Source organism: Roseateles sp., from assembly GCF_039929605.1.
In the GTDB taxonomy this organism is placed as follows: domain Bacteria; phylum Pseudomonadota; class Gammaproteobacteria; order Burkholderiales; family Burkholderiaceae_C; genus Pelomonas.
Genome location: NZ_JBDSQX010000122.1, coordinates 1 through 25,045, shown reverse-complemented (window position 1 = coordinate 25,045; position 25,045 = coordinate 1). Strand labels below are relative to the sequence as shown.

At 62.6% G+C, this 25,045-nt stretch carries 18 protein-coding genes and 1 pseudogene; 17 read left to right on the top strand and 2 right to left on the bottom strand.

Annotation, left to right across the window (positions count from 1 at the left end; translation table 11 throughout):
* Positions 1–25 precede the first annotated feature (25 nt).
* The 11 genes from ABIS05_RS17060 to pepA all read left to right on the top strand — a co-directional run bounded on the left by ABIS05_RS17060 (position 26) and on the right by pepA (position 15,763).
* Positions 26–1,489, top strand: coding sequence for a leucyl aminopeptidase (locus ABIS05_RS17060; protein ID WP_348009299.1), 1,464 nt, complete (start codon positions 26–28; stop codon positions 1,487–1,489).
* Positions 1,489–1,911 carry a DNA polymerase III subunit chi gene (locus ABIS05_RS17055; protein WP_348009298.1) on the top strand — a complete coding sequence of 141 codons (423 nt, stop codon included), beginning with the start codon at positions 1,489–1,491 and terminating at the stop codon, positions 1,909–1,911. Before ABIS05_RS17060 ends, ABIS05_RS17055 begins: the two co-directional genes overlap by 1 nt.
* 124 nt (positions 1,912–2,035) lie before the next feature.
* The gene (locus tag ABIS05_RS17050) at positions 2,036–3,178 is read left to right on the top strand and encodes a branched-chain amino acid ABC transporter substrate-binding protein (protein WP_348009297.1); all 1,143 of its coding nucleotides are present in this window, start codon (positions 2,036–2,038) and stop codon (positions 3,176–3,178) included.
* Between the two features lie 670 nt (positions 3,179–3,848).
* Positions 3,849–5,231, top strand: a complete 1,383-nt coding sequence (locus tag ABIS05_RS17045) for a TIGR03013 family XrtA/PEP-CTERM system glycosyltransferase (protein ID WP_348009296.1) — start codon at positions 3,849–3,851, stop codon at positions 5,229–5,231.
* Positions 5,232–5,282: 51 nt separating this feature from the next.
* Positions 5,283–7,448 carry an XrtA/PEP-CTERM system histidine kinase PrsK gene (gene prsK, locus ABIS05_RS17040; protein ID WP_348009295.1) on the top strand — a complete coding sequence of 722 codons (2,166 nt, stop codon included), beginning with the start codon at positions 5,283–5,285 and terminating at the stop codon, positions 7,446–7,448.
* On the top strand, positions 7,445–8,809 hold the full coding sequence (gene prsR / locus ABIS05_RS17035) for a PEP-CTERM-box response regulator transcription factor (RefSeq protein ID WP_348009294.1): 1,365 nt from the start codon (positions 7,445–7,447) through the stop codon (positions 8,807–8,809). The genes prsK and prsR overlap by 4 nt, the downstream gene beginning before the upstream one ends.
* A 105-nt stretch (positions 8,810–8,914) precedes the next feature.
* The gene (locus ABIS05_RS17030; protein WP_348009293.1) at positions 8,915–10,207 is read left to right on the top strand and encodes a GNAT family N-acetyltransferase; all 1,293 of its coding nucleotides are present in this window, start codon (positions 8,915–8,917) and stop codon (positions 10,205–10,207) included.
* Between the two features lie 68 nt (positions 10,208–10,275).
* A complete protein-coding gene (locus tag ABIS05_RS17025) occupies positions 10,276–10,971 on the top strand; it encodes a serine protease (protein ID WP_348009292.1) in 696 nt (231 codons plus the stop codon).
* Positions 10,972–11,139: 168 nt separating this feature from the next.
* Positions 11,140–11,931: a PEP-CTERM/exosortase system-associated acyltransferase gene (locus tag ABIS05_RS17020; RefSeq protein WP_348009291.1), complete on the top strand. Its 792-nt coding sequence runs from the start codon at positions 11,140–11,142 to the stop codon at positions 11,929–11,931.
* Positions 11,932–11,991: 60 nt separating this feature from the next.
* Positions 11,992–14,781: an XrtA/PEP-CTERM system TPR-repeat protein PrsT gene (gene prsT, locus ABIS05_RS17015; RefSeq protein WP_348009290.1), complete on the top strand. Its 2,790-nt coding sequence runs from the start codon at positions 11,992–11,994 to the stop codon at positions 14,779–14,781.
* A 169-nt stretch (positions 14,782–14,950) separates the two neighbouring features.
* Positions 14,951–15,763 carry a flocculation-associated PEP-CTERM protein PepA gene (gene pepA, locus ABIS05_RS17010; protein WP_348009289.1) on the top strand — a complete coding sequence of 271 codons (813 nt, stop codon included), beginning with the start codon at positions 14,951–14,953 and terminating at the stop codon, positions 15,761–15,763.
* 62 nt (positions 15,764–15,825) lie between these two features.
* Here the strand turns inward: pepA and ABIS05_RS17005 are convergent, their stop codons facing one another.
* Together ABIS05_RS17005 and ABIS05_RS17000 are read right to left on the bottom strand one after the other, a co-directional pair.
* Positions 15,826–17,085, bottom strand: a complete 1,260-nt coding sequence (locus tag ABIS05_RS17005; protein WP_348009288.1) for a glycosyltransferase — start codon at positions 17,083–17,085, stop codon at positions 15,826–15,828.
* The gene (locus ABIS05_RS17000; protein ID WP_348009287.1) at positions 17,082–18,167 is read right to left on the bottom strand and encodes a molybdopterin biosynthesis protein MoeY; all 1,086 of its coding nucleotides are present in this window, start codon (positions 18,165–18,167) and stop codon (positions 17,082–17,084) included. Before ABIS05_RS17000 ends, ABIS05_RS17005 begins: the two co-directional genes overlap by 4 nt.
* Positions 18,168–18,278: 111 nt before the next feature.
* Between ABIS05_RS17000 and ABIS05_RS16995 the strand changes: the two genes are divergently transcribed.
* The 6 genes and pseudogenes from ABIS05_RS16995 to ABIS05_RS16970 all read left to right on the top strand — a co-directional run.
* Positions 18,279–19,145: a ThiF family adenylyltransferase gene (locus ABIS05_RS16995; protein WP_348009286.1), complete on the top strand. Its 867-nt coding sequence runs from the start codon at positions 18,279–18,281 to the stop codon at positions 19,143–19,145.
* A 274-nt stretch (positions 19,146–19,419) separates the two neighbouring features.
* Positions 19,420–20,013, top strand: coding sequence for an XrtA/PEP-CTERM system exopolysaccharide export protein (locus tag ABIS05_RS16990; RefSeq protein WP_407074815.1), 594 nt, complete (start codon positions 19,420–19,422; stop codon positions 20,011–20,013).
* A gap of 75 nt (positions 20,014–20,088) precedes the next feature.
* Positions 20,089–21,681, top strand: a complete 1,593-nt coding sequence (locus ABIS05_RS16985) for an XrtA system polysaccharide chain length determinant (RefSeq protein ID WP_348009285.1) — start codon at positions 20,089–20,091, stop codon at positions 21,679–21,681.
* Position 21,682: 1 nt separating this feature from the next.
* On the top strand, positions 21,683–22,678 hold the full coding sequence (locus tag ABIS05_RS16980) for an XrtA-associated tyrosine autokinase (RefSeq protein ID WP_348009284.1): 996 nt from the start codon (positions 21,683–21,685) through the stop codon (positions 22,676–22,678).
* Positions 22,659–24,203: a TIGR03016 family PEP-CTERM system-associated outer membrane protein gene (locus ABIS05_RS16975; RefSeq protein WP_348063289.1), complete on the top strand. Its 1,545-nt coding sequence runs from the start codon at positions 22,659–22,661 to the stop codon at positions 24,201–24,203. The genes ABIS05_RS16980 and ABIS05_RS16975 overlap by 20 nt, the downstream gene beginning before the upstream one ends.
* Positions 24,204–24,286: 83 nt before the next feature.
* Positions 24,287–25,045, top strand: a pseudogene (locus ABIS05_RS16970) (XrtA/PEP-CTERM system-associated ATPase); the annotation flags it as partial.

Sequence of the window (25,045 nt, the reverse complement as noted above, 5' to 3'; positions counted from 1 at the left end):
GCACTTCTTTCTACTTCGGGTCATTATGGACTTCAAGGTTCAAACCACAGAGCTGGCCGCACTTGCTACCGCAGGTGCTGACGCTCTGATCGTGGTGCTCGGTGGCGACTCGCTGCCTCAAGGTCTTGATGCTGCCGTCGCCAAACATGCGCAGGCTGCGATCAAGCTCGGTGACTTCGCATTGAAAAGCGGCCAGGCGGTCACGCTGACGTATGCCGACGGCATCAAGGCGCCCCGCCTCGTGCTCGCAGCCAGTGGCAAGACGACGCTGGCCGCCGCGCGTGCGGCGCTGGTTACGGGCTTGGCGCAGATCAAGGCGCGCGGGGCGGCCAGTGCGGCCGTGGCGTTTGCCGGCTTCGAGGCCGAGCTGGCCGAGTCGCTGGCGGAGCAGACCGCGATCACAGGCACCGACGCCGTCTACGTCTACCGCCACACCAAACCCAGCGCGCCCGCCGCGTCCAAACTTGTCAAGCTGGCGCTGCTCGTCGGCAAGGCCGCCCAGAAGGCGGCCAAGGCCGGCCTGGCGCGCGGCGAAGCGATTGCCGCCGGCATCGAGCTGGCGCGTGAATGCGCCAACCGCCCCGCCAATTACGCGACGCCGACCTATCTTGGCGAAGTCGTGCAGGGCCTGGGCAAGACGCATGGCCTCAAGGTTGACGTGCTGGACCGCAAGGCCGTCGAGAAGCTCGGCATGGGCAGTTTTCTGTCCGTCGCTAAGGGCTCTGATGAGCCGTTGCGCTTCATCGTTGCCCGCTACGAAGGTGCGGCCAAGACGGTGGCGCCGGTCGTGCTGGTGGGCAAGGGCATCACCTTCGACACCGGCGGTATCTCGCTCAAGCCGGGCGCCGAGATGGACGAGATGAAGTTCGACATGGGTGGCGCGGCCGCCGTCATCGGCGCCCTGCGCGCCGTGGCCGAACTCAAGCCAAAGCTCAATCTCGTCATGATCGTCGCCGCCTGCGAGAACATGCCCAGCGGTGGCGCGGTCAAGCCGGGTGACGTCGTCACGTCAATGTCCGGCCAGACCATCGAGATCCTCAACACCGACGCGGAAGGCCGCCTCATCCTCTGCGATGCGCTGACCTATGCCGAGCGCTTCAAGCCCGCCGTCGTCGTTGACGTGGCCACGTTGACCGGCGCCTGCGTCATTGCGCTGGGTGGCGTGCGCAGTGGCATGTATGCCAGCGATGACGAACTTGCCGCGTCGCTGATGGCCGCCGGTGACGCGGTGCTGGACCCATGCTGGCGTATGCCGCTGGACGACGAATACGCCGAAGGCCTGAAGAGCAACTTCGCTGACGTCCCCAACATCGCGGGCCGGGCGGGTGGTTCCATCACGGCGGCCAAGTTCCTGCAGCGCTTTGCCGGCAAGTACCGCTGGGGCCATCTCGACATCGCCGGCACGGCCTGGAAGGGTGGTACCGCCAAGGGCTCGACAGGCCGGCCCGTCGGTCTGCTGACGCACTTCGTGCTGAGCCAGGCCAAGTAGTGCCGCAACAGGTCAGCTTCTACAGCAACGCGGCCGACCCGCTGCGCTACGCCTGCCGGCTGGTCCGCCGGGCCCTCGCCTCGGGCAAGCCGGTGGGCGTGCGGGTGCCGCCGGCGCTGATGCCGCAGCTGGACAAACTGCTTTGGAGCTTCGATGCGACCGAGTTCATCCCCCATCGGTGTTGGGACGGCACGACACCTCCCGAGCCCGGAGAGGTGCTTCTCGTCGATGACGCGGTTGGGCTGCCGCACCGCGGTCTGCTGCTGAACCTGGCCGAGGATTTGCCCGGAGATGCCTTTGCATTCGAGCGTGTGCTAGAGGTCATCGGTTGCGAGCGCTCGGCCGTTGAGTCCGGACGGGTGCGCTACCGCGCCTACCAGCAGGCCGGTGCCACGCTCGACCACTTTTCAGCAGCAGGCTGATTGCCTCGGCTGCATGCTTTCCCGAATGAGTAGCCTTTGGATTTGGGATATGTTCATTTCGTTGAATACTCAACAGTTGTTGCGAGTCTCTTTCTCTCTTCCTCTTTCCAACCGGAGTTGATCCATGCAAGTCAAAGTAAATGTAGTGGTCGGTGCTGTGGCTGCGCTGCTCAGCGGTGCAGCGATGTCCCAGGATCTGATCGTCAAGATCGGCCATGTGGGCCCGACCAGCGGCGCCATCGCCCACCTGGGCAAGGACAACGAGCTGGGCGCCCGTCTCGCCATCGAAGACTTGAATGCCAAGGGCGTCATGATCGGCGGCAAGAAGGCCAAGTTCGAACTGCTGGCCGAAGATGATGCTGCCGACCCGAAGCAGGGCACGGCTGCGGCGGCCAAGCTGGTTGACTCCAAGGTCAACGGCGTCGTGGGTCACCTGAACTCGGGTACGTCCATCCCCGCCTCCAAGATCTACAGCGATGCTGGCATTCCCCAGATCAGCCCGTCAGCAACGGCCGTGGAGTTCACCAGCCGTGGCTTGAAGACCACCTTCCGCGTGGTGGCCAATGACGGTCAGCTCGGCGGCACGCTGGGGCGCTATGCCGCGACAACGCTGAAGGCCAAGAAGGTTGCCGTCATCGATGACCGCACGGCCTATGGCCAGGGCGTGGCCAAGGAATTCGAGAAGGGCGCCAAGAGCCAGGGCGCCACCGTGGTGGGGCATGAGTTCACGACCGACAAGGCCGTCGACTTCACCACCATCCTGACCACACTCAAGGCCAAGAAGCCCGACGTGGTGTTCTTCGGCGGCATGGACGCCGTGGCCGGCCCGATGCTGCGCCAGATGAAGCAACTCGGCATCGAGGCCAAGTTCATGGGCGGCGACGGCATCTGTACCGGCGAGTTGCCCAAACTGTCGGCCGGCACCATGGCCGACGGCCAGGTGGTTTGCGCCGAGGCTGGTGGGGTCGAGGGCGAAGCCAAGAAGTCGATGGACGACTTCCGCGCCAAGTTCAAGGCCAAGTACAACATCGACGTCCAGATCTACGCGCCCTACGTCTACGACGCAGTCAACGTGCTGGTCGACGCCATGGTCCGCGCCAAGTCCTCTGAGCCGGCCAAGTATCTGCCCGAGTTGGCAAAGACCAGTGGCTACAAGGGTGTGACCGGCGTGATCTCGTTTGATGCCAAGGGTGACATCAAGAATGGTGCCCTGACGCTTTATACCTACAAGGGTGGCAACCGCGAGCAGATCGCCGTCGTGCGCTGATCCTTGCAGGGAAACGCTCGACAGTCATTGGCGAGCGTTTCCGGTAACAACGAACCCGCCTTTGGCGGGTTCGTTGCCTTACGGCGGCTGTTTTGAAACTACGCGGATCTTTGGACGACAGAGCGGTGCAAAGCGGCAGTGAGGTGGACAAAATCGACGCCAGCGCTGAATTGGTCATATTGCCGTGCAATATTCACGATGAAGCCGATGTTCGCCCCGGCTGCATCGAAACTTTAAGAAATAGGTTTCGCCGAATTTCAAATGTCTGCCTGTGCGTTTCGCACGTTTTGCCGAGCGATGCGGCAGGCTGTCATGGTGCGGTCGCCTGCTTTCGGTTCTACTGCCGCTGCGTGAAAAAGACCTTCTCCGCAGCTTTGAGTGCAATTCTCGAACGAGACGGATTCAAGGGGCAAGCACCCTCCAAACGGGGGGCTTTCAAGCCCAGGTGCCGGAGGCATGATGCCGGCGCGATCAAGGTGGGGTGGACTATGTGCGTTGCGGCGTCAAGCCCGTAACTTCCAGGCCTCGCCTGGCGGTCTCCAAGACGACAGGCGAGCAATGTTCCGGCAGCCTCCGCTCCGGGATGAATGAATATCGGATATGAATTCTGAATTTCGTTGATCGGATGGCAAATGCGGAAGGCGCCCAGCGGAAGTGATCGGGGACCAAAATGATTCGAATATTCAACCATTACCTGCACAAACAGACCTTGCTCCAGGTCTTCTTTGATCTAGGCCTGATCGTTTTTGCGGTCATCGCCGTCGTGTTGAGCCAGGGCGAGGCCGCCCAGACCGTGTTGCCTTTCGCTGCCTCTCATGGCCTGTCTCTGGCCGGTTGCATGTTTGTCATCAATTCGGCCACGGGCTTCTATCAGCACGTGCACAACCGCTCTGTCACTGAGTCCTGCGCACGTGCGCTGTTCGGTCTGCTGTTCGGTCTGCCGTTGGCCTATGCCATCTTCAGCCTAGTGCCTTCGGCCACCAGCCACCGTGACCTGTTGACCCTCGTGGCGATGGCTGCTGTCGCGGCCGTCATGGTGCATCGCGTTTATGCGGCGCATTCGGGCACGCAAGCCCGCATGCGCAGTCGCATCCTGATCTTCGGCACGGGTCACGCTGCACGCACGGTAGGCAACACGCTGCGCGCCTCGGACCCGCATGCACAGATCGTGGGCTACTACGCCGGCCCCAACGAAGAGCAACATGAAGTGCCGCACGCCGAGATCGTCAACGACGGCGCCAACCTGACTGAAGCTGCGCTGCGGCACAACGTCGACGAGATCGTCGTGGCCTTGAGCGAGCGCCGCGGCGGCAGCATGCCGCTTCGCCAGTTGCTGGACTGCAAGCTGTCGGGCGTGCGCGTCGTCGACATCGCCACCCACTTCGAGAAGACGCTGGCCCAGATCAACATCAAGCACGTCAACGCCGGTTGGCTGGTGTTCGGTGACGGTTTCAGCCAGGGCATGGTGCGGGCAGCCATCAAGCGTGTCTGCGACGTGATCTTCGCTGTGCTCATCCTGGCGGTGTCATGGCCGCTGATGCTGGCCACGGCACTGGCCATTCGCCTCGAATCGCGCGGCCCCGTGCTGTATCGCCAGGAGCGTGTCGGCCTGAATGGCGTGCCGGTCAAGGTGATCAAGTTCCGCAGCATGCGCACCGATGCCGAGAAAGACGGCAAGCCGCGCTGGGCGACCAAGAACGACGATCGCGTCACCCGCGTTGGCCGCTTCATCCGCAAGGTGCGCATCGACGAGTTGCCCCAGCTCTTCAATGTGCTCTGGGGCGAGATGAGCATGGTTGGCCCACGCCCGGAGCGCCAGTTCTTCGTCGATGAACTGGTGACCAAGATTCCTTACTACGCCGTGCGTCACAGCGTGAAGCCGGGCGTGACCGGCTGGGCGCAGGTGCGCTACGAATACGGCTCGACGATCGAAGACTCGGTCGAGAAGCTGCAGTACGACCTTTACTACGTCAAGAACCACTCGCTCTTCCTTGATCTGCTGATCATGCTTGAGACGGTGGCCGTCGTCCTGACCGGCAAGGGCGCTCGCTGAGCCCCTGCTGCTGGCCTCGGCACAAGCGCCGATGCGGCAGGTGCGCGGCGCATGCTTGAATCCGTCATGGCCCGCGCCGAGTTGGATTCCGCCTCAGGTGCCCTGCTTGAGGCGCTTGCGCACATGGCATCCTTGAGCAGCCTCGGGGATTTGATCTGCTCGGCGGCCTACGGACTGTTGGCGCTCTATTTCGCGCAGCGATTTTTGCGCGGCAGTCTGCCCGTGACGGCCTTGGCCGTCGTATTCCTCGCGGCATTGGCGGCAAGTTCGGCGTGGGCCGGCCTGTCGCTGACGGATGGGCTCAGGCATTGGTCCGATCGCTTGCCGGCCTGGGTCGTGCCGAGCCTGGATCTCTTGCGCTTTGCCCTGTGGTTTGCCTTCCTGCTGATGCTGCTGCCACCGGCGCGGCGCGGTGGTGGCTTGGGTTGGGTGCGGCCGGTGGTTGCCCTCACAGTGCTGGCACAACTGGCGCTGATCTTCCTGGCCGACAGCCTGCCGCCTGCGGCCTTGGCGCGGCCACAAGCCTTCGGTGCGCTGGGCCTGGCAGTGCTGGGCTTGGTGCTGGTTGAACAGATGCTGCGCAACGCGGGTGCCGACGCGCGTTGGAACGTCAAGCCCTTCTGTCTCGGCCTGGGCGGCATCTTCGTCTTTGACCTCTTTATCGGCTCGCAGGCAGCACTTTTCCTGCGCTTTGATGGCGATGCGGTCAGCGTTCGTTCCCTTGTGCATGCAGCGGCCGTACCGTTGCTCTATGTGGCATCGCGCCGGCATGGCGGCTGGTTGGGCAAGCTCCACGTGTCGCGCGCTGCGGTCTTCCATTCGGCGGCTTTGCTGCTGGTTGGTGCCTACCTTCTGATCGTTGCTGGTGTCGGCTATTACGTGCGCTATACCGGCGGGCAATGGGGGCGGGCGCTGTCGGTGGCGCTGGTCTTCGTAGCGCTGATTGCCTTGGCCTTGGTCGTTGCTTCAGGCTCGGTGCGTGCGAGGCTGCGCGTCTACATCAGCAAGAACTTCTTCAGCTATCGCTATGACTACCGCGAGGAGTGGCTGCGCTTCACTCGAATGTTGGCCAGCAGCGTCGAGCCCGAGCACACCGCTGAAACCGCTGTGCGTGCGCTGTGCAATCTGGTCGAGAGCCCGAGCGGCATGCTCTGGATGCAGCGTTCGGCGGATGCCGACTTCGTGCAGGCGGCGCGCTGGAACCTGCCCGCCCAGGCCGGGAGCGAGGGGCGCGATGGTTCGCTGGCGGCGTTCTGGCAAGAGCGCGCCTGGATCATCGACGTGGACGAGTGGCGCGCTCGGCGCGATGCCTACCCGGGCCTGGAACTGCCCGCCTGGCTTGTGGACGAGCCGCGTTGCTGGCTGGTGGTCCCCTTGCTCGTGCGCGAGGTCTTGATCGGCTTCGCAGTGCTCGGCAAGCCCCGCGTCGTTGTCGAGTTGAACTGGGAAGTGCGTGACCTGCTGCGCACTGCGGCCAGTCAGGCGTCCGGCTATCTTGCCCAGGCCCAGGCTACAGAGGCGTTGCTGGAAGCTCGCAAGTTCGACGCCTTTAACCGCATGTCGGCCTTTGTGGTGCATGACCTGAAGAACATCGTCACCCAGCTGTCGCTGATGATGAAGAACGCCAAGCGCCTGCGTGACAACCCCGAGTTCCAGCAGGACATGCTGGACACCGTCGAGAACTCGCTCGAGAAGATGCGCCAGCTCATGCTGCAACTGCGCCAGGGCGACAAGCCGCATGGCGTGACGAGCGGGGTCGATCTCGAGCAGATCGCCAAGCGCCTGGCTGCGGCGGCCTCAAGCAAGGGCAGGGTGCTGACACTGGAACTGCAGCCTGGCGTCAACACGCGCGGCCATGCCGAGCGCGTCGAGCGAGTGCTTGGCCATGTCGTGCAGAACGCCTTCGATGCGACCCCGCCGGCCGGCGACGTCTGCCTGACGCTCGACGCCCAAGGCAGCCAGGCGCGGGTTCGTGTCACCGACACTGGCTGCGGCATGAGCGAGGATTTCATTCAGAATCGGCTCTTCAAGCCTTTCCAAACCACCAAAGCAAGTGGCATGGGCATAGGTGCTCATGAGAGCTATCAATACGTGCAGGAATTGGGAGGCAAGATCAGCGTGCAGAGTGAATTGAACCGTGGCACCACCGTGACGCTGTTGCTGCCCTTGTTCCACGCCCAGGCCGACGTGCCGCTGGCCACGTTGGACGCGCGATGACCACGCCCAGGCATGCGCCGCTGTTGATCGTCGAGGACGACCTGGCCTTGCAGAAGCAGCTCAAGTGGTCGCTGGACCGCTTCGAGTCCGTCACTGCCGACGATGTTGCCAGCGCGGTGTTGCAGTTCCGTCGGCATAGCCCGGCAGTCGTCACCATGGACCTGGGCCTGCCGCCGGACCGCGATTCCGTTTCCGAGGGCTTCAAGTGCCTGGAGAAACTGCTGGAACTTGACCCCGGCGTCAAGGTCATCGTGCTGACCGGCCAGAACGACCAGGGCAACGCGCTGCGCGCCATCCGCATGGGCGCCTACGACTTCCTCGCCAAGCCGGTCGACCCCGACGTGCTGAGCCTCACGGTCGAGCGCGCCTACCGCCTTTACGAACTGCAGCAGGAGAACCGTCGCCTGCAAACGCAGCAGAGCAGCGACGTCTTCTCCGGCCTCATCACGCGCGACCCCGGCATGCAGCGAGTCTGCCGCATGATCGAGAAGGTGGCGCCAAGCGATGCGACGGTGCTGTTGCTCGGTGAAAGCGGCACCGGCAAAGAAGTGCTGGCGCAAGGCCTCCACGACGCCTCCAAGCGCAAGGGCCGCTTCGTTGCGATCAATTGCGCTGCCATCCCTGAAACCTTGCTGGAGAGCGAACTTTTCGGTTACGAGAAGGGCGCGTTCACCGGCGCCACCAAATCGACGCTGGGCAAGATCGAGACGGCCAACGGCGGCACGCTGATGCTCGACGAGATTGGCGATCTGCCCATGCCACTGCAGGCCAAGCTGCTGCGCTTCCTGCAGGAGCGCGTCATTGAGCGCGTGGGCGGCCGCCAGGAGATTCCTATCGACGTGCGCGTCGTGGGCGCGACCCATCAGGATCTCAAGGCACGCATCACCGACGGCCGGTTCCGCGAAGACCTTTTCTATCGGCTCGCCGAGATCGTCGTCGACATCCCACCGCTGCGTGACCGTGTGGGAGATCCAGTGCTGCTGTCGCACGCATTCGCTCGCCGCTTCGCGACCGAGATGCGGCGCCCCGTGCCCACGCTGTCTGACGACGCCGTGCGCGCCCTCGAAACCCACCGTTGGCCTGGCAACGTGCGCGAGTTGCAGAACATGCTCAAGCGTGCCGTCATCATGGCCGAGGAGGATCGCATCGCCGCAGTCGATCTGGGCTTGCGCGCTGAGCCCTTGGCCGCCACTGCCGATGCCGTGCTAGACCTGCGCGCCGTGCGCGAGACTGCAGAGCGTCAGGCCGTCATCACTGCGCTCGCACGAACCGACGGCAATATCGTCAAGGCAGCCGAACTGCTCGGCGTCAGCCGCCCGACGCTCTACGACCTGATGAACCGGCTGCAGATCAAGTCATGAAGGTGAAAGCCCAGGGCCTCACGACGGGCGCTGCTGGTGCGCTAATGCCAAGTTCGCGGGCGCGAGGATCGCCCTGACATTCAAAAGGCCAACAGGGAGCTTGCCATGAGCACGACTCGACGTTCTCCTGCGCAGCGATGGTTGCACCACGCGATGCGCCGGATTTTTGCGTACTTTCCGATTGATGCCCGTTTTGCGATGTACCGGGCCACGGTGGATTGCGATCCTGATCCTGATTTGCGGCTCGAGCTCAAGGTGGCGGAGACCCAGCAGGAACTGGAAGACTGCTTCAGGATTCTGCATGACGCCTATGTCGCGAGGGGCTTCATGAAACCCGACCCGGCGGGCATGAGGGTCACGATCTATCACGCCCTGCCGACGACGACGACGCTTTGCGCCAAATGGAAAGGTCGAGTCGTCGGGACGATTTCGATCATCCGTGAGGGCGTCTTTGGCTTCCCGTTGCAAAGCAACTTCAACCTCGAACAGGTGCGAAAGAACGACGGCCAGATCGCCGAGATCTCGGGGCTGGCCGTGCACCCGGACTTCCGCAAGAGCGGCAGCACCATCCTGTTCCCGTTGATGAAGTTCGTGCGGGAATACTGCGTCGGAATGTCCGACACCCGTCATCTGCTCATCGCCGTCAACCCGGATCACATCGACCGCTACGAGGCGCTGCTGTTTTTTGAACGCCTACGCGACCCGCCCGTCACCAAATATGACTTCGCCAACGATGCGCCCGCCGTCGGAGCGACGCTGGACCTCCAGGCGGCGCCCGCCATCTTTAGGCGCGGCTATCGCGACCGGCCACCGCGCAAGGACCTGCACCATTATTTTTTCGAGCTCAAGATGCCGAACATCAAGTTGCCGCAGCGCCGGTACTTCACGACCAATGACCCGGTCATGACCCCTGAACTGCTCGACTATTTCTTCAACCGGCGCACCCAGGTTTTGCGAAGCCTCGACAGCCGGCGCAAAGCCTTGCTCGCGGCCATCTACAACAGCCCCGAATACCGCCGCGTACTGCCTCCCGTCAGCGACGAGGAGTCCGCCGGGCATCCGCTGCGCCGTCATCAGCGCTATTCGCTGCGCGCACCCGCCGAGCTCAAGCTCGAGATCGACGGTGTCGAGCGCCTGTTCGTCTTCAATGTCGTCGAGGTCTCGCAGTCGGGCTTCCAGGCCGAATCCCGGCTCGACCTGCCGCTCAACATGCGAGGCGAGGCCCGCGTCCAGCTTGGTCGGCAGGACTGGTCGCGCAGCGAGGTGTGCGTGGTGCGCTCCAAGCAGTCCGACGGGAGCCGCTTTTATGGCTTTCGGGTCAGCGAGCCGGACGATACCTGGCGCCGTTGTGTCGCGGCGCTTGAGGGCGGCTTTACGTCGCGGGACCTGCTGCAATGAGGCGCCGCAGTCTGCTCCTAGGGCTGAGCCTCGTACCGGTTTGGGCGACCGCAACAGATCTGCCGGCGTTGATCGAACGCAGCAAACCCTCTGTTGTGCTGGTCGGCACCTTCTCGCCGACCGACAGCCCGCGCTTCGGTTTCCGCGGCACTGGCTTCGCTGTTGCGGACGGTAGCCTTGTCATCACCAACGCGCACGTCCTGCCGTCGCCCGATGTGACGGAAACCGAGCAGCGGGTCAGCATCCAGGTGCGTGCCGCGAATGGCGAGTGGGGTTTGCGGCTTGCGCGCGTCGCGTCGCTTGATCGTGCCCACGACTTGGTGGCGCTGAGCTTTGAGGGTGCGACCCTCCCGCCGCTGCGCGTCGCCGACCCTGCGCTGGCGCGCGAAGGGCGGGCTGTGTTGTTCATGGGTTTCCCAATTGGTGGTGCCCTAGGCTTTTCCACCGTCAGCCACCGCGGCATCATTTCGGCGATCACGCCAATCTCGCTGCCCGCTGCCAACGCCCGCAGCCTGGACCCGCGAGCGCTGCGGCAGTTGCGTGCTGGCAGCTTCGACATCCTGCAACTCGACGCCACGGCATACCCGGGCAACAGCGGCGGCCCGGTGCTGGATCAGGAAACGGGCGAGGTCGTCGGCATCGTCAACATGGTGCTGACCAAGGCCGGCAAGGAGTCCGCGCTGACGCAACCCTCGGGGATCAGCTATGCGATCCCGGCCTCGCTGTTTGGGCCGCTGATCGAATCCGCCAAGGCGGCGAAGTGATGATCGGTGTGCTGCCGACCCGATACCCCAGGTTTTGCTTTCTGCCGAGCCATCCAGGCCCTGCCTTTGGCAAAGCTGGCGGGCCTTCGACAGCACGGCGATATCCGTGCCATCCGCCCTGGCACCGCTTGCGTTAGTTGATACGATCAGCCGACTTTGAGGCAATTCGTGGACCCATCGACTTCAAGCGGCGGCGGCAACCTTGGCAACAGGTTTGAGGATCTGTTCGAGTTCTCGGTCGCCCTTGATGCCCCCAGCATCGAGATGGTGTATCGAATTCGGCACGATGTTTATTGTCGTGAACTCGGTTGGGAAGCGGTTCGCAAAGATGGCCTTGAGATTGACGGCTACGACAGGCATTCCGTCCATTGCCTTCTACTCAAGCGCGGCAGCGGCGAGCTCGTCGGTTGCTCGCGCCTCGTGCTCGCCCGGCCAGAAGACCCATCTTTCCCGTTGCCGTTCGAGCTCAGTTGTCGTGATGTGATCCACCGTGACCGATTCGATCCTGCCCAACTGCCCCGGAACGACGTGGGCGAAGTCTCCAGGCTGGCTGTGATGAGCGCGTTTCGCCAGCGCCAGGGCGAGAGTCAGGAACCCGTGGCGGTTGACAAACGCGACTTCGAATCCCGCAACGGTCAACCGCGTTTCCCGTTCATTCCGATGAGTCTGTATCTCGGCGCTGCGGCAATTGCACGGCGACTTGGCATCGAGAACGTGTTCGTGCTGACTGAGCCACGTCTGGCCAGTCACTTCGTTCGCCTCGGCTTCGACATCCACCCGATCGGCGACGAGATCGAGCATCGGGGTGCGCGCGTTCCTTCTGTGCTCAGTTCGAGCAAGGTCGTGGGCAATCTGCGGCCTTTGATCAAACCGTTGTATGCGGTGATCGAACGCTTGGTGAACCACTCATTCGAAGCTCACCCGGACGCGCTGGAAGGGCTACGGCTCACCCCCCGCTGACCACCTTCTCGCCGCTACACCCGCAGCACAATCGTGCCGCAATATCTATTAATTGATTTCATGAATAAAGCTTCGTCATCTAGATTTGGCGCCAAACGCTGGTCGGCGGCCGGATTGGCGCTCTCGAGTGCACTGCTGGGTGGCTGTTTTGACAAATCGGCCGATCAATACATTGCCGCGGCCAAAGCAGACTTGGCCAAGAAGGACACCGCCGCGGCGGTCATTCAGCTGAAGAATGCGCTCCAAGGCAATCCCTCGCTCCCCGAGGCCCGTGTTCTGCTTGGGGAGGCGCTGCTGCAGGGCGGCGATGCAGTTGGCGCGCTGAGCGAACTGGGCAAGGCCAAGGCGCTCGGCTCAAAGGACGACAAGCTTGAGCCTCTGATCGCGCAAGCGATGCTGGGTCAAAACGAGTTTGCCAAGGTTATTTCCGCATACGGCGAGGCGAAGCCGGCCTCGAACACCGCTAGCGCCGACTTGAAGGCTTCGCTGGCCGTGGCCTACAGTGCAACCGGCAACGCCGCCAAGGCCCTGGAGCTTGCCAATGAGGCGGTGTCAGACGATGCGGACAATGTGCGGGCGCAATTGGTCCGCGTTCGGCTTGTGGCTGCCGCGGCTGGACCGGCGGAGGGCCTCGCTGCCGTCGATGCCGTGCTCGCGAAGTCGCCGCAGAGCGCCGACGGCTGGCAGGTCAAAGGTGATTTCCAGAGTCTGCTCGGCCATACCGACAAGGCACTGGAGGCCTATCGCAAGGCACTTTCGCTTGACAAGGCGCACCTGCTGGCGCACGTCGGCGCTTTCCATCTGCTGCTGGCCAAGAAGGATCTTGACGCCGCCAAGGCTGAGATCGATGCGCTGCGCAAGGTCCGGGGTGCCCAGGGTCAGGTACACCTTCTGACCGCGTTGTTGGCGCTGGAGCGCCAGGATCTGGACATCGCGCGGGACAACGTCCAGGCGCTGGTGAAGATGGCGCCGCAGGATTTGCGGGTGCAGCATCTGGCCGGAGTGGTTGCGTTCCGCCGAGGTGCGTTACTTGAAGCGGAGGGCTATCTCAACATGGCCATCCATACCGACCCGAACTTTGAGAAGGCCCGGCTGCTACTGGCTCAGACCAGCTTGCGTGCCGGTGAACCGGGCAAGGCGCTGAACACCCTGCAGCCCCTGCTCGGTGAGGGCAGCAGCAACGTGACCGCATTAAGCCTGGCGGCCGAGGCTTATCTGCAGGCCGGCGACACGCAGCGCGCTGAGGCTGCCTTCACGAAGATCTCGAGAATTGATCCGAACGACGTCCCTAGCAGATCGGCGCTCGCGCTGGTCAGCATCGCTAAGGGTCGCACCGAGGATGGCATTGCTGCGCTGAAAGCGTTGTCGGCCGCCGATGTCAGCCCGGTGGCGGACCTGGCCCTTGTGACGACATTCATGCAGCGCAAGGAGTGGGACGAGGCGCTCAAGTCGATCGAGACGCTCGAGCGTAAGACGCCGGACAGCGCCGGACCACGCAACCTTCGCGGGCGCATCGAACTGATTCGAGGCAAACAGGACAACGCGATACAGGCCTTTGAATCGGCCTTGAAGCTCGACCCGGCCTACTTCCCGGCCGCAGCCAGCTTGGCGGCGCTCGACATGCAGGCCAAGAAGCCCGAGGCGGCGATGGCACGCTTCCAAAAGTTGCTGGCCGTGAACCCGAACAGTGTTTCGGCCAACATGGCCGTCGTCGGGCTGCGTGAACAGGCCGGCGCCAACAAGGAGGAACTCGTGGCCACGCTGGAGAAGCTCATCAAGCAGATGCCCGATGAGCCGCGTCCTCGCCTGGGCCTGATCGAGCTGGAATTGGGCCGGCAACGGACCAAGGCCGCCTTGTCAGTTGCGACCGAGGCAGCGGCCGCGCTGCCTGACAACCCCGCCGTGCTGCGCTATCTCGCCAGGGCGCAGGCGATGTCGGGCGATTACAACCAGGCCATCAGCTCTTACAACAAGCTCATCTCATTGCAGCCCAAATCGCCCGAACCGCTGATGCTGCTGGCCCAGGCCTACGCTGCAAGGGGCGACAAGGCAGCCTCGATTCAGGCGATGGAGCGGGCCCTGAAACTCAAGCCTGGTTACCAGCCAGCTCAGCGTGCGCTGATCGTCAATGAAATTGCGGCTGGAAACTTCGCGGAGGCGCATCGGTTGGCAGAGTCGATGAAGGCGCTGTACCCGAACGATCCGCTCGTGCATTCCATGATCGGTGATATCGCGGCCGTTCAGAAGGACTGGACCGCGGCTACCTTGAACTATCGGACGGCGCTGAGATTGCTGCCTCAAGTCGACGTGGCTATCAAACTGCACCGCGTGCTAATCGGCAGCGGTAAGCTGCCCGAGGCCAAGCAGATGGAGGCAGATTGGCTGACTGCTCATCCCAACGATCTCAAGTTCCTCATCTATTCCGCGGACGCCACGCTTCTGCAGGCGAACTACGCTCCGGCCCTGGATCGTTATCTGTCGGTGCTCAAGCTGCAGCCAGACAACGCCAACGCATCAAACAACGTTGCTTGGCTGCTGAACCGCAACAAAGATCCGAAGGCGCTCGGGTACGCTGAAAAGGCTAACAAGCTGGCGCCGGAAAACGCCGACTACATGGACACACTGGCCCAGGTGTTCGCCGCGTCGGGTCGCTTGGACCAGGCAATCGAGTTGCAGAAAAAGGCGGTGGGTAGGTCTCCAGACCATGGAATGCATCGCTTGCATTTGGCGCAGTACTACGCGAATGCGGGTAGAAAGCCGGAAGCACGTGAGCATCTGGTGCGCCTTACGCAGATGGGCGACGGCTTTGCTGCGCAGTCGGAAGTCAGGAAGCTACTGGCGAGCCTATAAGGGCCGCTGTCGGAAAACTTGACAGTTCCCTTGCGGTTGTGGCTACGGCCCGTCCAAATTAAGGGAAATTCTATATCTGACAAGCACTTGCGGATCCTGGCACAACTACTGCTTATACAACTGCAAGATCATGCGAAGGTCGCATGCTCGTAACGTTAGGAGAGATGTCATGAACTTCAAAAAGATTGCCGCCGCGCTCTCGATCGCTGGTGCGACCGTTTTCTGCGGCACCGCTTTCGCTGATCCCAGCATCACCAACCTCGACGGCACCAAGACGCCGTTCGGTGGTTTCGACTGGGCCCAAGGTTCTGCGGCCTGGACCTCTGGCTATGTTGGCTCGGTTGGCAGCACCTTCACCCTGTACTACGCCGGTTGGGCCACGAACGTGACCGACACGGGTGGCAACAACATGTTCACGCCGCATTTGGATTCCGTCGCCAACGGCGTGCCCGAAGCTCCTGGCATGTACGAGTACACGGTGTTCGCCTCCTTCCAGGAGACGGTGACAGCCTGCACCGCTGACTTCAGCAGCTGCACGTTCCAGATCACCTCCGGCGCTTTCGACATCTACTACGACACCGCATCCAACGCCAAGATCGTCAAGAATGGCGCCTGGAGCGGTTTTGAGGACGGTACCAAGCTCATTTCCGGTAACTTCAACCTTGCGCAGACGCCGCAGCTGTTCAACACGTCGACGGGTGGCCAGGCCAACCTGAACGGCGTGGTGACCTACACGAACACCGCCTATATCACGCCGGTGCTGTCGGGCACGAACGTGACGTCGACGCTGCAACTTGGCTCCGCTGTGACGTCCTTCAGCGCGCCGACCAAGGTTGACGCTACGGCCATCGCTGCTGGTCAAGTGGTGTTCCAGGCTGATGCGAATCAGACGTTCACCGCAAAGGTTCCCGAGCCGGCTTCGCTGGCCCTGGTTGGCCTGGCGCTGGGCGGCCTCGGCTTCGTCGCTCGCCGCCGCAAGTAAGTGGATCCGGCGTCAGCCGGTCGCAATAGAAAACGCCCCGGGTTTCGGGGCTTTTTTTGTTCTTACGGCGCCTCTTGATCGGCAGAGGGTCGCTCACTGCGGGACGCTAACAAGCGGGCAGCGGCTTCATCAAACGCCGCTCCCACCCCATTGGGGGCCTCAAATAGGAGCTTGAGTTTTCTTGCGGCCAAGGTCGCCGCTTCAGAGCGCAGCAATGTCGCTGCAGCCTGTCGAACAGCTGCGACGCTCAGCCGGTCGGTGCGCAGCGTGATGCCGGCGCCAGCGGCCTCAATCGGAGCCATGTTCAAGAATTGGTCCATATTGCTCGCGACGGCCAGTATCGGGATACCAGCAGCCAGCGCCTGCTGGGTGCTGAGGCTGCCGCCATTGCAGATGATCAACCGTGAGCGCTGCGTTGCTGCATCGCCTGGCAGATAGCTCGCTAGACGAGAATTCTCTGGAGTCTTTGACGGCGCTGCAGCGCCGGCCGTGGACGCAAGTACACGCGCTGGCAGGTCTTTCAGCGCCTCGAGAATGAGCGGCAAGAGCGAGACGTTGCCGGAACTGCCCAGCGTGACGTAGACGCTGCCGAGTTCCTCGCTGATGGACTCGGCCCACCAGTCTGGCAGCTGTATGGCCGGTGACCACATCAGCGGACCGATGTAGCTGTGGGTGTTCCCTGGACCAGCAAGCGGGTAGAGCGGTGCTAGGTCAGGAATCAGCAGGTGATCGGAATCCGTATACACGCGCCGCAAGTTATAGCCAAGCGACGCCAGTTTGTGATGACTGCGCAGCCGGTTCATCGGTTGGCAATGGGGAATGAAGGCGAGTGGCCGGAACGTGTGGAACAGGGCGGCGGCCAGCGGCAGCGGCAAGGCTCGGCTCAGCGGAATCACTGGCAGCTTGTAGCCGCCCTCGTACTGCGGCGTCCAGTAGGCGTTGGTGATTGCCATGTAGGGTACGCCGGCCAACCTTGCGCTGACCGATAGCGACAGTCGAAAGTCGCCGACCACTAGATCCGGCTTGAATGCCTGGATCAGCCGGAGATCCTCCGCCACATAGGACTCCAGCGTATCGAAGTCGTACACCGGCGTCCCCCGAGCAAGTGCCTCGTTGAACTGCGCACTCGGAATGCTGCGGATGTCTTCGTGCTGCCATGGGCCGTCAGCCGCAAAGGCGGCATAACGTGCGTCGCAGGCGAGCAGCAATTGATGGCCTGCCGGTGCGATGGCCCGCGCAAGCGCGATCGGCCGCGCTACATGGGCGAGGGTCACCGCTTCGGCAAACAGTGCGATCCGCAGGGGGCGACCGAGCGTTGTCACTGAGCCGCTCCCTTGATCAGCAGGCTGTCCAGCGGCCGGCGCAGCGAGCGCGAGCTCGGCTGTTGACCGTTGCCGACACGGGCCATGAATACCGCATGAGCTACCGCATGCTCGCCTACGACATCTACAAAGCGTTGACCCAGCCGCTGAGCCATCTGCTGCGAGCCCGGCTTGCTCGAAAAGGCGATGCCTTCGCGAGCGTAGCGAGTAAAGACCAGCGGCGTGACTTCGGGCTGCAGCTGCAGACCCAGCTGCGTGGCGGTCAACCAGAAGCGCTGTGTCGCCCGGCCGGCCGCGACGTATTCATCGATCGTGCGCGCGGGCGTCTTGGCGAGCAGCAGGAAATGGGCGGCGCAGGCCAGTCCCGGGACGAAGTCCAGTTGGAGGCGAGGCGCCCACGTGCCGGCGAAAAATCGGTTGAACATTTCCACCCTGTCCCAGCTCTGCATCACGAAGCGCATCAATCGGGTTGTTATTGGATCGGTGCCCAAGGCTTGGTCGGGTACGCGCTCCTCGCTGAACCGCGCCTGCCACTCGATGATGTCCTTGTGAACGCGATAGGCCTCGGGTATGACAAGCCGGATTTTGGCGGAATGGAACAGCATCTTGGCCACCTTCAGCCGCTCCGCGCCGCGCTCGATCCATTCGATCGAGTAGTCTGGCCCGACACTGGCTGCGAACGCTTGCTTCTGCTGAGTCGTCAGCGGCTGCGTCTTCAATGGTCGACGCTGAACGCTGCGGGTCTTGACGCTGGCAAGAAGTCGGTCGGGGACGATCACCGGGTCGGCAATGAACTCGAGATCGAACACCGGGTGGGTATCCGGCGAGTCCAGGCGCCGTCTCGCTTCGGTACGAAGCTGATGGTGGCTGGCGGCGATGGCGGCCGTCTCGATCATGGCGCCGATGGAGATTTGGCTCGGATGTCCGTCAAGGTCGTAGACGCAGTGATCGCGCGTGTCAAATCCATGAACGGCTACGCGGTTGGGGCCGATGATTTCGAAACGCCAGGGCTGGGTGTTGTCGCCGCTCGGCGCCCATCGTGCAAAATCGAGAATCTGCAGGACAGTGGTGGATGAATCCATGGTTTGCGCCCATTCTTAGATTGCTGATTGCCGCAGGATGGCCACACGGTACGCCGGCTCACACGTCGGCTTTGCCTTGATGATGACTCAGTCCGGCACAAAGGAGGGAACTTGAACCAAGCTTCGACTTTCGACTACGGGCGCGCATTTTCCAGGAACATTGGCTGGGTGACCGAAACCGAGCAGGAAAAGCTGCGCTCCGCACGTGTAGCGATCGCCGGGCTTGGCGGGGTTGGCGGCGCCCATCTGCTGACATTGTCTAGGCTGGGCCTGAGCCACTTCAACATTGCCGATTTTGATGAGTTCGGTGTTCACAACATGAATCGGCAGGTTGGCGCGTTCATGTCGACTGTTGATCGGCCAAAGGCTCAGGTTCTGGATGAAATGGCGCGCGACATCAATCCCCAAGCGGATATCCAAGTATTTTCGGAGGGTGTCACCGAAACGAATCTCGACGAATTTCTGCGCGATGTAGATGTGTATGTGGATGGCATCGACTTTTTCGCGCTGCCGGCCAGGCGCATGTTGTTCAAGGCATGTTATGAGCGTGGTATCCCTGCGGTGACGGCGGCGCCGTTGGGTATGGGCGTGGCGCTGATGTATTTCAAGCCGGGCGGTATGAGTTTTGAGCAATATTTCCAGGTCGAAGGCCACGGCGAGAATGAACAGTATGCGCGCTTCATCGCCGGTTTGTCCCCGGCCATGCTGCAGCGCAAATATCTGGTGGCGCCGGATGCGGTCAACTTTAAAGAGCGGCGAGGTCCTTCGACGATGATGTCCTGCGACCTGTGCGCCGGTGTGATGGGTACTGCCGTGCTCAAGCTGCTCCTTGAGCGCGGTGACTTGAGGTCGGCGCCGTGGGCCATGCAGTTCGATGCCTACCGCCAAAAGTTGAGCTTCACCTGGCGGCCGTTTGGCAACGCCAATCCGATTCAGCGACTGATGCTGATGCTGATCCGGCCGTTGCTGAAATCCTAGGCCAGAGGCCATGGGCTACCCCAACTGAGGGATACCAAGCGACGCATTCCCGGCGCGGCGGGTTCCGATGCGTGGCATCATGCTCGGTTGGGGCCCGTCCGAGGAGGGGCCCGTAGTCTCCAAGCGCGTGTGCCATGGCATCATCTCGCCGCTCCTTGGCTGCGGTCAGCGCCTTCAATTCGGCGGGTACAAACTCTCGGCGCTTAATATCTTTCGATCTGTGAGGATTGCCTTGAAAACGAAAACCGCTTCATTCCTGCGTCCCCTCGAGCATTTGCTGCTGTTGCTTACTGTTTGTACGCTTGCCGGTTGCTCAAGCTTCGGCAGCACCTATCCTCCGGCTCCGGCGTCTACGTCGGCGCAGGATTACAGCTACATCATCGGTGCCGGCGACAACCTGAACATCCAGGTCTGGCGCAATCCCGAGTTGTCTATGTCGGTGCCGGTGCGTCCCGACGGCAAGATTGCTGCGCCGCTGGTAGATGAGATCGTTGTGCAAGGCAAAACTTCGGTGCAGGTCGCGCGCGATGTGGAGCAACAACTCAGCAAGTACGTGCGCGATCCTGTGGTGACCGTCATCGTCACCAACTTTGTCGGCCCGTACAGCGAGCAGATTCGCGTTGTGGGGGAGGCCGCCAAGCCGCAGTTCCTTGCGTTCAAGCAGAAGATGAGTTTGCTCGACGTGATGATCGCCGTGGGTGGCTTGACTGACTTCGCGGCTGGCAACAGTGCCACCATCTTGCGCACCGCCGAGGGCAACCAACAGTATTCGGTGCGCCTGAAGGATTTGATCAAGCGTGGCGATGTTTCGGCCAATGTCGAGATGCGGCCAGGTGACATCCTGATCATTCCCCAAAGCTTGTTCTGAAAGTTGCGGAAGGAGCGGGCCACTGGCGTCGTGCTGAGAGTCCGCTTCAAAAAGCATTAACCGAGACCGTTTTCGATGGAATTGCTGATTGCCCAGCTGCTGGTCGTCGTCCGGCGCATGTGGAAGTACCGGTGGATCGGCCTGGTGGTGGCCTGGGTGACTGGCGTGGTTGGAGCCGTTGTGGTTTTTGTACTGCCGGACCGGTACGAGGCCAGCGCACGGATCTACGTCGATACGCAGTCCATCCTGAAGCCGCTGATGCAGGGCCTCGCCGTGCAGCCGAACGTCGAGCAGCAGGTGACGATGTTGAGCCGCACGCTGATCAGCCGGCCCAATGTAGAGAAGCTGGTCCGCATGGCGGATTTGGATTTGAAGAATCAGTCCAAGGCGCAGCAGGACGCCACGATCGAGTCAGTGACGAGCAGCCTCTCGATCCAGAGCAGCGGGCGCGACAACCTGTACGTGCTCGGCTACCGGGACAGTGATCCCGAAACGGCCAAGCGCGTGGTGCAGTCGCTGGTCTCGATCTTCGTTGAGTCCAGCTTGGGCCAAACGCGCCAAGGCACCTCGACGGCGACGACATTCATCAACGAACAGATCAAGGCCTACGAGACCAAGCTTGAGGAGGCGGAGACGCGGCTGAAGGAGTTTCGGCTGAAGAACCTTTCCATGGCCGGCTCGGGCGACGGCAAGGACTCGGCGTCCCACATCGCCGAGATCAGCGGCCAGTTGGAGAGGGCGCGGCTGGAGTTCCGCGAGGCAATGAACGCACGTGATGCCGCCAAGGCGCAACTGGACGCTGAAAGGACCCGTGGTGGCGCTCAGACGACGGCGCAGAGCCTGCTCCAGGAGGCGAACGCCAATGTCAGCACGCCCGAACTGGATGCGCGGCTGGCGGAACAGCGGCGCAACCTCGATGGCCTGCTGCAGCGCTTCACAGATCAGCATCCCGACATCATCGCGACGCGCAAGTTGATCAAGGACCTCGAGGAGCAGCGCAAGCGCGAACTTGTCGAACTGCGCAAGGCGGCGGCTGCCACCCCAACTGTCAACATGGGCCTGGGTGGCGGCAGCCTTGCGACGCAGGAAATGGTGCGCATCCTGGCGACCACTGAGGTGCAGGTGGCATCCCTGCGTGCACGCGTGGACGAGTATTCCGCGCGCTACACCCAGGCCTTGGCCGCCCTCAAGACGGCGCCGCAGGTCGAGGCCGAAGCGGCGCAGTTGAATCGGGACTATGCGATCAACAAGAGGAACTACGAGGACCTCGTGCAGCGTCGCGAGCAGGCCTCCATCTCGGGCGAGCTGGATGTGGCGTCGGGCGTAGCGGACTTCCGCGTCATCGACCCGCCGCGAGCCAATCCGAAGCCGGTGGCGCCCAACCGCTTGTTGTTGCTGGCGGGTTCGATGGTTGTGGCACTGGCGATTGGATTCTTCACGACGTTCGCGGCCAGCCAGCTGCGACCGGTATTTCATGATGCCAACGACCTGCGCGCTCGTGTCGAACTGCCCATCCTGGGCGTGGTCACCCGGCTTGTCACGGATGCCGACCGCGCGCGCCTGCGGGTCGATCTGATCCGCTTCTCGGCGGGGGCTGGAGGGCTGTTGGCGATGTTTGCCGTTGCCCTGACGGTCTTGGCCGTTCAACTGAGTCGGCAGGTGGTTTGACATGGCGAGCTTGATCGAACAGGCCGCTCAGCGGCTCGAACAACTGCGCCAGGCCGGCGTGGTGTTGCCTGGGGACGAACAGACGTTGCCCACAGCTACGGCCTCCGCCGGCCCGCCGGTCATTGCGCCGACGGCGGCGGCGGACCCAGTGGCGCGAGCTCGGGTGCAGACGGCGCCACCTGCGGTCGGCATCTCGGTGGTCGATGACGGCCCGCACCCCTCGTCCAAACGCGTCGAGTTGGATGTGGTGGCGCTCGCTGCTCAGGGCTTTCTGATGCCTCACACCCCGCGGTCGCAGACCGGCGATCAGTACCGCGTCATCAAGCGGCCGCTGATCAAGAACGCGATGGGCAAGGGCGCGGCGACCATCAACCACGCCAATCTGTTGATGGTGACCAGCGCCCTGGCTGGCGAGGGCAAGAGCTTCACCTCAGTCAATCTCGCACTGAGCATCGCCGCCGAACTTGACAACACGGTGATGCTCGTCGACGCCGACGTGGCGCGACCCTCGGTGCTGCGCATGCTGGGCTTGCCGCAGGGGCCGGGTCTGCTTGACGTGCTGGAAGAGCGGGTCGACATGTCCGAGGTGCTGTTGCGCACCAATGTCGAGAAGCTGACTTTGCTGCCCAGCGGCACGCCGCATCCGCGCGCGACTGAACTGCTGGCCAGCGACGCGATGAGCCATCTGCTTGACACCATGGCCAAGCGTTACCCAGACCGCATCATCATCTTCGATTCGCCGCCGCTGCTGCTGACGACCGAATCGCGCGTGCTGGCCTCGCACATGGGTCAGATCATCATCGTCGTCCATGCCGAGAAAACACCGCAGAGCGCGGTGCAGCAGGCCCTGGCTGCCATCGAGACCTGCCCGGTGAAGATGATGCTGCTCAACCAGGCCAGCCCCAACGCTGCGGGTGGGTACGGCTACGGATATGGCTACGGGTACGGGTACGGCTACGGCTACGGATATGGCAGCAATGACTCGGCGCAGGGCTGAGTTGCGCTGCCTCGCGTTCGCACTCGCCACTTCGGCAGCGCTGGCGCAGGCCCAGCAGAACGGAGCTGCGGCAAGTGGCGGCATGACTCTGGTGCCACGCCTGGGTGTGACGCAGACCTGGACGGACAACTTACGCCTGAACGATCAAAACAAGGATGCCGCGTTGATCACGACGGTGTCGCCGGGTATCAACCTTGTCAGCAACAGCGGTTCATTGCGCGGCACACTGGACTATTCGCTGAACGGGATTGCATACCTCAAGTCAGACCAGCCCGCCCGCCTCCAGAATGCGCTGTCTGCCAACTTGCAGGCCGAGTTGGTCAGTCGCGTGTTCTTCGTCAATGTCCTGGCTTCGATTGGCCAGCAGAGCACCTCGGCATTCGGCGTGCAAAGCGCGCCGACGCTGGACTCGCAGAGTTCGACGGCCAGTCTGCTCAATGAAAACCAAAGAGAGACCGGCACCCTGACCGTGTCGCCGCTGCTGCGCGGCATGCTGGGCGGACTGGCCACGTATGAACTGCGTGGCGATTTCACCCGCACCGAGGTGCGCGGTAGCAACCTCGGCGACAGCCGTGGCCGCGGCGGTTCGATATTCGTCAACCAGGCGAATGCTGGCGTGCTGAGCTGGTGGCTGCAAGCCAACAGCCAGCGGGTCAACTCTGCGTTGACCGAGTCCAATCGCAGCGAGACGCTGAGGATTGGCTTGAACTATCGCCCCGATCCCGACTGGAGCCTCCGTGCCAACACGGGCTATGAGCGCAGCAACTACTTGGGCGGCGGCAACGCCAATGGCGTCACCTCAGGCATCAATGCGGAATGGACGCCCACGCCCCGGACTCATGTCAACGCCGATTGGCAGCGGCACAACTACGGCAACAGCCATGCGCTGAGCGTCGAGCACCGCATGTCGCGCTCCGTCTGGCGCTTGTCCGATACGCAAAGTGTGATGTTGGGCAACACCGGCTCCAGCGGCGGCGTACGCAGCAACTATGACCAGTTCTTCCTGCTGTTCGCGTCAATCGAACCCGACCCAGTGAAGCGCGACACGTTCGTGCGCGCCTATCTGCAGTCGCAGGGGCTGTCGCCTGATGCTGCGATTGCCAGTGGCTTTTTGTCGGCCGGTCCGAGCCGCTTGCGCAGCCAAGTGTTCAGTGTGACCTTGCAAGGCGTGCGCAGCAGCCTGACGGCGCAGATCAATCGTTCGCTAACGAGCCGGCTGGGCGACAACCAGAATCAGGGCGACCTTGCCAGCAGCGGGCGCATCGAGCAGCGGTCCTATTCGCTGACGGCCAGCCACCAGTTCACGCCACTGACCGGTCTCGCGGTGTCGGCGTCGCGTCAGGAAACGACCGGCAACGTGAGCAACCAGTTTCGGTCCCAGCAGTTGACCAGTCTGATGGCGAACTGCAATGTTCGTCTGGGGCCGCGGCTCGTGGCGCAGTTGGGTGCGCGGAATTCGCGTTTCGAAGGTGTCATTTCTTACACTGAGAATGCGGTGTACGCCAGCCTGACTCAGCAGTTCTGACATGAGACAACCCTTGCGCCCCATTGGCTCGCTGCGCGATCAGCAGCCGCGTCGGCCGCTGATCGCGGTAGGGCACCACTGATATGTATGAAGCCTTCTACGGCCTGAGCAGCAAGCCGTTCCAGCTCAGTCCGGATCCCAACTTCTATTACGGTAGCAAGCAGCATCGCCGGGCCAAGGCCTACCTGGATTACGGCGTGCTGCGCAATGACGGCTTCATTGTCATCACCGGTGAGATCGGCGCCGGCAAGACGACGCTGCTGCGTGGCCTGCTCGACAGCCTGAACCGCAGCAATGTCGTCATCGGCAATGTCGTGACGACCCAACTCGACGCCGAGGACACGCTGCGCATGGTGGGCGCGGCGTTTGGCGTGCGCGTCAAGGACGCGCCCAAGTCCGAGCTGCTGATGACGCTGGAAGCCTTCTTCGTCAACCAGGTGACCCAGGGCAAGCGCTGCCTGCTCATCGTCGACGAAGCGCAAAACCTGACCGCGCGCGCCGTGGAAGAGCTGCGCATGCTGTCTAACTTCCAGTTCGCCAACCAGTCGTTGCTGCAGACCTTTCTGGTCGGCCAACCGGAGTTCCGCAGCATCCTGCAGAAGCCCGAGATGGAGCAGTTCCGCCAGCGGGTGGCGGCAACCTGCCACATCGGCCCGCTGGACGAGGACGAGACCCAGCGCTACATGGAGCACCGCTTGAAGTGCGCGGGCTCACTGGGCAAACCCACGTTCGACCACGACGCCTTTCCGGCCATTCACAAGGCCAGCAATGGCATCCCGCGGCGCATCAATCGGCTGTGACCGCCTGCTGCTGCTGGGCTTCATGCAGGGGCGCACGCACCT